The sequence below is a fragment of the Actinophytocola sp. genome (assembly GCF_035634895.1).
Lineage (GTDB): Bacteria > Actinomycetota > Actinomycetes > Mycobacteriales > Pseudonocardiaceae > Actinophytocola.
In genome coordinates this window covers 1-6,436 of record NZ_DASQCC010000262.1, presented here as the reverse complement: position 1 = coordinate 6,436, position 6,436 = coordinate 1, and the positions used below count along the sequence as shown (strand labels likewise).

At 70.1% G+C, this 6,436-nt stretch carries 9 protein-coding genes and 1 pseudogene; 3 read left to right on the top strand and 7 right to left on the bottom strand.

Annotated elements, in window-relative coordinates:
* Nucleotides 1-195: transposase (locus VET29_RS40450; protein ID WP_324931554.1), on the bottom strand; the 195-nt coding region annotated here is incomplete at its 3' end.
* Between the two features lie 149 nt (nt 196-344).
* Between VET29_RS40450 and VET29_RS40445 the strand changes: the two genes are divergently transcribed.
* The 3 genes from VET29_RS40445 to VET29_RS40435 are packed head-to-tail and all read left to right on the top strand — an operon-like array spanning nt 345 to nt 2,877.
* Nucleotides 345-1,070, top strand: coding sequence for a maleylpyruvate isomerase N-terminal domain-containing protein (locus VET29_RS40445; RefSeq protein ID WP_324931551.1), 726 nt, complete (start codon nt 345-347; stop codon nt 1,068-1,070).
* Between the two features lie 11 nt (nt 1,071-1,081).
* Nucleotides 1,082-1,933, top strand: a complete 852-nt coding sequence (gene purU / locus VET29_RS40440) for a formyltetrahydrofolate deformylase (protein ID WP_324931548.1) — start codon at nt 1,082-1,084, stop codon at nt 1,931-1,933.
* Nucleotides 1,933-2,877: an isopenicillin N synthase family dioxygenase gene (locus tag VET29_RS40435; RefSeq protein ID WP_324931545.1), complete on the top strand. Its 945-nt coding sequence runs from the start codon at nt 1,933-1,935 to the stop codon at nt 2,875-2,877. Before purU ends, VET29_RS40435 begins: the two co-directional genes overlap by 1 nt.
* Nucleotides 2,878-2,958: 81 nt before the next feature.
* Here the strand turns inward: VET29_RS40435 and VET29_RS40430 are convergent, their stop codons facing one another.
* The 6 genes and pseudogenes from VET29_RS40430 to VET29_RS40405 all read right to left on the bottom strand — a co-directional run.
* On the bottom strand, nt 2,959-3,810 hold the full coding sequence (locus VET29_RS40430; protein WP_324931542.1) for an SCO6745 family protein: 852 nt from the start codon (nt 3,808-3,810) through the stop codon (nt 2,959-2,961).
* 310 nt (nt 3,811-4,120) lie between these two features.
* Nucleotides 4,121-4,666: a YbaK/EbsC family protein gene (locus tag VET29_RS40425; protein WP_324931540.1), complete on the bottom strand. Its 546-nt coding sequence runs from the start codon at nt 4,664-4,666 to the stop codon at nt 4,121-4,123.
* On the bottom strand, nt 4,660-4,953 hold the full coding sequence (locus VET29_RS40420) for a DUF2516 family protein (RefSeq protein ID WP_324931538.1): 294 nt from the start codon (nt 4,951-4,953) through the stop codon (nt 4,660-4,662). The genes VET29_RS40425 and VET29_RS40420 overlap by 7 nt, the downstream gene beginning before the upstream one ends.
* A gap of 109 nt (nt 4,954-5,062) precedes the next feature.
* Nucleotides 5,063-5,752, bottom strand: coding sequence for a hypothetical protein (locus VET29_RS40415; protein WP_324931534.1), 690 nt, complete (start codon nt 5,750-5,752; stop codon nt 5,063-5,065).
* Nucleotides 5,753-5,758: 6 nt separating this feature from the next.
* Nucleotides 5,759-6,142: a helix-turn-helix transcriptional regulator gene (locus VET29_RS40410; protein ID WP_324931531.1), complete on the bottom strand. Its 384-nt coding sequence runs from the start codon at nt 6,140-6,142 to the stop codon at nt 5,759-5,761.
* Nucleotides 6,143-6,232: 90 nt separating this feature from the next.
* Nucleotides 6,233-6,436, bottom strand: a pseudogene (locus VET29_RS40405) (nucleoside kinase); the annotation flags it as partial.

The following is a 6,436-nucleotide window of genomic DNA, read 5'->3' as shown; positions in this document are numbered from 1 at the left end:
CTGCTGCAACCGCTGATGATCAACCCCCAGACGTTCCGCCATCGGCTGCATCGACTTCCGCCGACCATCCAGCATCAACCCCCGCAGATACAACCCACCGTTGACACGCTGCTCACGCCGCGCGAACGGCACGAACACCTCGCCCGCGAAGTCCTCCAGACGAGCACGAACAGCATCCAACTCTGCCGGGGTCACACCAAGATCATCCCACACCCAATCACGAACTAACAAAGTCCTACTAGTGTCCCGCGCCGGAAATCAGGCAACTAATTCGGCGGCCCAGCTTCCTGCATCCACCGACTTGATCACCGCATTTCCGGCGCGGGACACTAGTGTCTTTCCACGTGGAGTACGACGCTTACCTCGAACGGGTGCGGGAGCAGGCGGACGCGTTGCGGGCCGCCGCGGTGAAGGCGGGGCCGGTGGCGGAGGTGCCGACCGTGCCGGACTGGAACGTGCAGCGGCTCGTGCGGCACATCGCGCGCGTGCACAACTGGGTCGTGCTCTCGCTCGACCCCGAGCCGGGCGGTACACCGCCGAAGGCCGAGCGGCCGCCCGAGGACTGGGAGTCCCTGCTCGGCTACTGGGACGACCAGGTGGACACCCTGGTCGACAGCATGCGGGAGCGCGGGCCCGACGCCCCCGCGTGGACGTTCGGCACCACCGTCGGCACCACCGGGTGGTGGGCGCGGCGGCAGGCGCACGAGACCAGCATCCACCGGCTCGACGCCGAACACGCGGCCCACGGCGACGCGGTCGACCACCTGGTGTTCGACCCCGAGTTCGCCGCGGACGGCATCGACGAGGCGCTCACGTTCATGATCACTCACCGGCCCGCCGACGCCAGCGGCACCGTGCTGTACCACGCGGCCGACGCCGGACGGGCATGGCTCGTCACCGCCAAGGCGGGCGAGCCACCGCGGGGTGTGCCCGAGCTGAACAGCGGGCTGGACGCGGACGCGTCGGTCGTCGGCACCGCGGACGCCGTCTACCGGGCGGTGTGGCGTCGGCCGAGCCACGCGGTCGTGAGCGGGGACCGCGCACTCGTCGCAGGGATCAACATCCCCTGAGAGGGTCGCCCATGTCGCGCCGTTACGTGATCACCTTCGGCTGCCCGGACCGGATCGGCATCGTGGCGGCCATCGCGTCGTTCCTGGCCGAGCTCGGCGGCACGATCGTCGAGGCCGCCTACCACACCGACCAGGACACCGGCTGGTTCTTCACGCGCCAGGAGGTGGCCGCCGAGTCGCTGGCGATCGGTCCGGACGAGCTGCGCTCGCGGTTCGCGGCGGTGGTCGCGGAGCTGGGTGGCGACTGGCAGATCCTCGACACGGACGAGCGGCGGCGCGTGGTCATCCTGGTGTCGAAGGAAGGGCACTGCCTGTACGACATCCTGGGGCGCGTGGCGTCGGGGGAGCTGGACGTGGACGTGCCGGCGGTCATCGGCAACCACCCGGACCTGGCGAAGATCACCGAGGCACACGGGATCCCGTTCCACCACGTGCCGTTTCCCCGCGAGGACAAGACTTCCGCGTTCGCGGAGGTGGCGAGGGTGGTCGACGCGGCGGCCCCGCACGCGATCGTGCTGGCACGGTTCATGCAGATCCTGCCGATGCGGCTGTGTGCGGACTGGACCGGGCGGGCACTGAACATCCACCACAGCTTCCTGCCGTCCTTCGTTGGCGCGAAGCCGTATCACCAGGCCTACCGGCGCGGCGTGAAGCTGATCGGCGCGACGTGCCACTACGTCACCGCGGAGCTGGACGCCGGCCCGATCATCGACCAGGACGTGATCCGGGTGGGCCACGGCGACTCGATCCCCGACATGGTCCGGAAGGGCCGCGACATCGAGAAGGTCGTGCTCGCGCGGGGGCTGCGTTGGCACCTGGAGAACCGGATCCTGGTGCACGGCAACAAGACCGTGGTGTTCTGATGCTGCCGGTCATCGACCTGCGCTCTGCCGACGTGCCGGCACAGATCGAGGCCGCGTGCACGTCGTCCGGGTTCTTCTACGTGTCCGGGCACGGCGTGCCGGGTGAGTTGCGGTCCTCTCTGGACACCGCCGCGCGGGAGTTCTTCGCCCTGCCGGACGAGCTGAAGCGCGAGATCGAGATGGCACGCGGCGGCCGCGCGTGGCGGGGCTGGTTCCCGGTGGGTGGGGAGCTGACGTCCGGGGCCGCGGATCTCAAGGAGGGCCTGTACTTCGGCACGGAGCTGCCGGCGGAGCACGCACTTCCGTTGCACGGCCCCAACCTGTTCCCTCGGCAGGTGCCCGCGCTGCGGCCGCTGGTGCTGGCCTACCTGGACGAGCTGACGCGGGTGGCGCAGGAGGTGCTGCGCGGGGTCGCGTCGAGCCTGGGGCTGGCGCCGGACTACTTCTCGGCCGGCTACACGGCCGACCCGACCGTGCTGTTCCGGATCTTCCACTACCCGCCGGCGGACGGGCCCGGCTGGGGCGTCGGCGAGCACACCGACTACGGGCTGTTGACCCTGCTGTCGCAGGACGACAACGGCGGCCTACAGGTACACACCCCGGAGGGGTGGGTGGACGCGCCGCCGCTGCCGGACACGTTCGTCTGCAACATCGGCGACATGCTGGAGCGGCTGACGAACGGGTGGTATCGGTCGACGCCCCACCGGGTGCGGAACACCTCGGGGCGGGACCGGTTGTCGTTCCCGTTCTTCTTCGACCCGGACTTCTCGGCGTCGGTGCCGCCGCTGCCCTCGCACGCGGCGGTCCGGCCGGACGGCCGGCGGCGGTGGGACGGTCGGTCACCGCTCGCGTTCGAGGGCACGTACGGGGAGTACCTGACGGCGAAGGTGGCGAAGGTCTTCCCGCAACTGCGGGCTGAGCTGGGGCAACCACCTGGCCGATGACAGCGTCTACATAGCCGAGGGCACTGTGAGCCAACTAACGAGGGCGGGGAGTCTTCTTCGGAGGGACTCCCCGCCCGTCCACTATCCGCCCATGCCCAGGGTGCTCCGCGTGGGCAACAACCCGCTCCGGACGACGGCCATCGTGACCGGCATGACCAGTTGGGCCAGCCGCCCGACGTTCTCGGTACCCAGCTTCCGGTAGCCGGGCGCGGCAAGCTCGTCGGTGATCCGCTCGACCTCTTCGCGCCCGGCCGCACCGGCGTCGGTGGCGGTGCCGTCCTGGTTCACCCAGCCGCGCTCGACGAGCCGCTGCCGAGCGTCGGCCCACTGTTGCGCCGACCACCCACGGCTGGCGAAGACCTCAACGGGCGCGGCACCGACGGCCGCGAAGGAGACGAGCGCCTCGACGGGGTCGAGGCCGGCGGTGAGGAGCGCGGCGATGTGGCCGTCACCGCGGGTCTCGCGAAGGATCGTCGCGGCGTGCCAGAGGACCAGGTGGGGTTCGGCGGGCCAGGGGAGGTCGGCGTTGGCGGCGCCGAGCGGTCGGGCGGCGGTGGCGGCGGCGTCCGCGAGCCGTCTGGCGAGGCCGGCGGCTTCGGCGAGGTCGTGGTCGCCGGCGAGGCGATCAAGGGCCTCCCCGACACCGTCGAGCCGGGCGGCGAGCAGCTCGCCGGGCGGGGCGATCGCCCAGGCGGCGGGGACGTGCCGGCCGACCGTCGCGGGGTTGAAGCTGTAGAAGGCGGCGGACACCAGCTCGTGCCCGGCGGCGCCGAGAGGCGCGGCCCGTAGGGGGAAGTAGCTCGGCCAGCGGGTGTCGGTGTCGAACCCGAGCTTCTCGACCCGGGCGAAGACCTCCGGGGCGTAGTACAGGATCGCGTGCACCGGCTCGAGCAGCTTCCACATCTGACGAACCATGCTCAGCTCGACGCTCACGGCGGAACCTCCAGTCTTGTCGGTGACAAGATAGCGCCGAATATTGTCACTGGCAAGATGACGGCACGGCCAACTGTCGGCCCTCTGCCGTAGCGTTGAATCCGGGGGACCCCCATGGCCGCACGAAAGGGACTTTCGTACGGGTTGGGTGGGTGAACATCTCGGCGATGGTGGCTTGTGCGCCCGGTTCTGTCGGTGCTCACCGGTAGCGTTGAAATCGGGGGACCCCCTGGGGGCGCACGAAAGGGACTTTCGCACGAGGCGTCCGTGAGGGGCCTGGTCAGGGCTTCGAGTGGTGGTCCGACGGGCGCTACCGGCCCAGGCCCTCGACCACCTCGGAGTTCGGGAGGCCGGCCAGCGTCGGGCCCGCGATGAGGAGCTTGCTCCCCCGGATCCCGCTGCCGATCACGAGTTCCGGCGCCGCCGCGACGGCCGGGTCGATCAGCAGCGGCCAACCCGCCGGCAACCCCAGCGGTGTGATCCCGCCGTACGCCATCCCGGTCAGCTCCACCGCCGCGTCCATCGACGCGAACGACGCCTTCCGGACGTCCAGTCGCTTGCGCACCACGCCGTTCACGTCCGCGCGGGTCGTCGCCAGCACCAGGCACGCCGCGAAGCGTTCCTCCCCCGCACGCTTCCCGGCCACGACGACACAGTTCGCGGAGGCGGACAGTGGCGAGCCGTACGTCTCGCAGAAGGCCGCCGTGTCGGCCAGGTCCGGGTCGATCGCGGCGACGCCGACGTCACCCGGATCGGGCAGCGACGCCAGCGCCTTGACGACGGGATCGGCCAGCAGCTCGGGATGTTCGACGGCCGGCTCGACGGTCAGCGAGCCGGCGATGCTCCAGGTCACCATCGGTTTCCGCGTTGTACCTCGATCAGGCGTGGCCGCACGTCGACTATGTACACCAGCGTGGCGACCAGGCCGGCGATCCAGAACATCCAGCCGATGCCGGCGAGACCGAAGAGGACCAACGCGACGGTGCCGCCCGCCGTGATGCCGAGCCATGCCGGTTTGGTCATTCTGTCGATGGCTGTGTAGGCGTCCGGGCGCTGCAGCAACGCGTGGATGAACGCGAAGACCCCGACGGGGACCCCGCACCACTTGATGATTGTGAGAATCGTCAGCGCTTCCTCCGGCACCGCCCCAGACTACGTGCGGACCTGTCGGTGTGACCAGCGGGACCGGGCATATCACGCAGACCGCCCCCGTCGCTCGGCTGAGCGGCGGGGGCGGTGAACTGCGACGACGTTACTTCGTGGTCGGCTTCGTGGCACCGTTGGTCTTGCGGGTGGTCGCCGTGGTCCGGGGGGCGGCCTTGCGCGGCGCCGTCCGGTTGGCGGCCTTGCGGGAGGCGCTGCGCACGTCGTGCGCGACCTCCGCACCGGCACCCTCGACGGCCACGGCCGCGTCCTCGGTGGCGTTCTCGATCCGGCGAGCGGTCTTCTCGCCCACCGAACGCGTGCGGCGCGTCACCTTCGACAGGACCTCCTCGGCCAGCTCGCGGGCGTCACCGGCCACGTCGCCGACGCGGTGCTGCAGCGTGGCGATGGCCTCCTCAAGCTGGTCGATGCCCTTGCTGACCTGGGGCTGCGTCTTCAGCTTCGTCAGCGTGTCCTCGCCCTGGCCAGCCAGCTTCTGGTACAGCTTCTGCGCGGCGTCGGTGTACTCGTCGACGAGCTTGCGCAGCTCGGCCGGGTCGACCTTCTCGCGCAGGCCGGCCAGGTCGGTCGGCACCGACTCGCGGGCGGTCGTGGCGCTCTCGTTGACCTTGGTCCGCGCCCTGGTCACGGCATCGACCACGGCCTGCGTGGCCAGGTCGCCGGCGCCCAGCGCGGCGAGCAGCGGCGTGCGCACGCTCTCCGCGGCGGTGCTGAGCACCGCGACGGCCTGCTCACGGGCCTTGCGGACGTCCTCGGTGGTCGGCAGCAATGCTGGCATCTTCACTCACTCCTTGTGTTCAGGCTCTTGGGTGGCGTTCTCGCGGCGGAAGGACTCGTACACGTCGAGCAGGACCTGCTTCTGACGTTCGGTGAGCGTCATGTCCGCACGCACCGCGTCCACCACCGGTCCGCCCTGCGGCAGGTCGAGAATTCCGGCCTGTACGTAGAGCGCCTCGGCCGAGATCCGCAGCCCTCTGGCGATCTGCTGCAGGATCTCCGCGCTTGGTTTGCGCAGACCCCGTTCGATCTGGCTCAGGTACGGGTTGGACACGCCGGCGAGCTTCGAGAGCTGGCGCAACGAGATCTTCGCGTTGCTGCGCTGCTGCTTGATGTACTCGCCGATGTCCCGTCCGAGGTCGGCGACCTTGTCGATCGGACTTTCGTTCACCGGGGCCACCTCCTCGTGACACCTTCGAACGTACGCGGGAGTGCTAGCAGTTGCAAGCAGAGTGCTAGCAATCGTGGCGCAGGTCGCATCTCAGGACAGGCGGGCGCGCACCCACTTCTCGATCACGTCCGCCGTCTCGCCGACGGTGTGGGCGGTCGTGTCCAGCAGGGTCATCGGCGGGTCCGTGCTCGCCGTGCGGACCCACTCGGCGAACTCCAGCATCTCGTCGATGCGGGCCTCGTCCCAACCGCGCCAGGCCGGGCGGGCGCGCAAACGCTTGCGCAACACGTCGTC

Coding starts and splice junctions, on each gene's coding strand:
- VET29_RS40425 (WP_324931540.1), bottom strand. CDS start 4,666: ATGGTGACCTGGAGCATCGCCGGCTCGCTGACCGTCGAGCCGGCCGTC.
- purU (WP_324931548.1), top strand. CDS start 1,082: ATGTCGCGCCGTTACGTGATCACCTTCGGCTGCCCGGACCGGATCGGC.
- VET29_RS40415 (WP_324931534.1), bottom strand. CDS start 5,752: ATGCCAGCATTGCTGCCGACCACCGAGGACGTCCGCAAGGCCCGTGAG.
- VET29_RS40435 (WP_324931545.1), top strand. CDS start 1,933: ATGCTGCCGGTCATCGACCTGCGCTCTGCCGACGTGCCGGCACAGATC.